1 pseudogene is annotated in these 2,031 nt (G+C 66.7%); it reads right to left on the bottom strand.

Features of this window, described 5'->3' with window-relative positions:
• Positions 1-1,970: pseudogene (locus AB0M20_RS40365) on the bottom strand (DNA-directed RNA polymerase subunit beta'); the annotation flags it as partial.
• Between the last annotated feature and the right edge of the window lie 61 nt (positions 1,971-2,031).

Raw genomic sequence — 2,031 nt, forward strand, 5'->3', positions numbered from 1 at the left:
TCGACGAGCAGCGCGTCGCCCGGCGTCCAGCCCTCGGGGGCCTCCCACTTGGGACCCGAGTTGCCGTTGTCGACCTCGACGACCTCCGGCAGGCGGATCTTCACCGGCGTCTGCAGGTGCAGCTCGCCGTTGTCGAACGCCATCCGTGCCTCGGCGTCCGAGCTGAAGACCCGGCCCTCGCCCTTGCCACCCGCGGTGAGGTGGGTCAGGTAGTAGAGGCCGATGACCATGTCCTGGGTGGGCATGGTGACCGGCTTGCCGTCGGCCGGCTTGAGGATGTTGTTCGACGACAGCATCAGGATCCGGGCCTCGGCCTGCGCCTCGGCCGACAGCGGCACGTGCACCGCCATCTGGTCACCGTCGAAGTCGGCGTTGAACGCCGTGCAGACCAGCGGGTGGATCTGGATCGCCTTGCCCTCGACCAGCTGCGGCTCGAAGGCCTGGATGCCCAGGCGGTGCAGCGTCGGCGCGCGGTTCAGCAGCACCGGGTGCTCGCTGATGACCTCTTCGAGGACGTCCCACACGACCGGCCGCTGACGCTCGACCATGCGCTTGGCCGACTTGATGTTCTGCGCGTGGTTCAGGTCGACCAGGCGCTTCATCACGAACGGCTTGAACAGCTCCAGAGCCATCTGCTTGGGCAGGCCGCACTGGTGCAGCTTGAGCCGCGGGCCGACCACGATGACCGAACGGCCGGAGTAGTCGACGCGCTTGCCCAGCAGGTTCTGCCGGAAGCGACCCTGCTTGCCCTTGAGCATGTCGGACAGCGACTTCAGCGGGCGGTTACCCGGGCCGGTGACCGGCCGGCCGCGGCGGCCGTTGTCGAACAGCGCGTCGACGGCCTCCTGCAGCATCCGCTTCTCGTTGTTGACGATGATCTCGGGCGCGCCCAGGTCGATCAGGCGCTTGAGCCGGTTGTTCCGGTTGATGACGCGGCGGTACAGGTCGTTCAGGTCGCTGGTCGCGAAGCGGCCACCGTCGAGCTGCACCATCGGGCGCAGGTCCGGCGGGATGACCGGGACGCAGTCGAGCACCATGCCCAGGGGCGAGTTGCGGGTGTTCAGGAACGCGGCGACGACCTTGAGCCGCTTGAGCGCACGGATCTTGCGCTGACCCTTGCCGGTGCGGATGGTCTCCCGCAGCGACTCGGCCTCGGCGTCCAGGTCCATGTTCGTCAGCAGCGCCTTGATCGCCTCGGCGCCCATGCCGCCCTCGAAGTACTCCCCGAAGCGGTCCCGCAGCTCGCGGTAGAGCAGCTCGTCGGTGACCAGCTGCTTGGCGTCGAGCTTGCGGAAGGTGTCGAGCACCTCGTCGAGCCGGTCGATCTCGCGCTGCGCCTTGTCCCGGATCTGGCGCATCTCCCGCTCGCCGGCCTCCTTGACCTTGCGGCGGACGTCGGCCTTGGCACCCTCGGCCTCGAGCTCGGACAGGTCCTGCTCGAGCTTGGCGGCGCGCTTCTCGATCTCCGAGTCGCGGCTGTTCTCGGACTGCCGCTTCTCGGCGAAGATCTCGTTCTCGATCGTCGACAGGTCGCGGTGACGCGCCTCGGCGTCGACCTTCGTGATCACGTACGACGCGAAGTAGATGATCTTCTCGAGGTCCTTGGGCGCCAGGTCGAGCAGGTAGCCCAGCCGGCTCGGCACACCCTTGAAATACCAGATGTGCGTGACCGACGCGGCCAGCTCGATGTGACCCATGCGCTCACGGCGGACCTTGGACCGGGTCACCTCGACGCCGCAGCGCTCACAGATGATGCCCTTGAATCGGACCCGCTTGTACTTGCCGCAGTAGCACTCCCAGTCCCGCTGAGGACCGAAGATCTTCTCGCAGAAGAGTCCGTCCTTCTCGGGCTTGAGCGTGCGGTAGTTGATCGTCTCGGGCTTCTTGACCTCGCCGTGCGACCACTGGCGGATGTCGTCAGCGGTAGCAAGGCCGATGCGCAACTCGTCGAAGAAGTTGACGTCGAGCACTTGGACTATCCCTCGTGTTTCGTTGCTCGGATAAATTCCAGGCCGGCGGGGCGGCGTCCGG

Source organism: Actinoplanes sp. NPDC051633 (assembly GCF_040681735.1).
Lineage (GTDB): Bacteria > Actinomycetota > Actinomycetes > Mycobacteriales > Micromonosporaceae > Actinoplanes.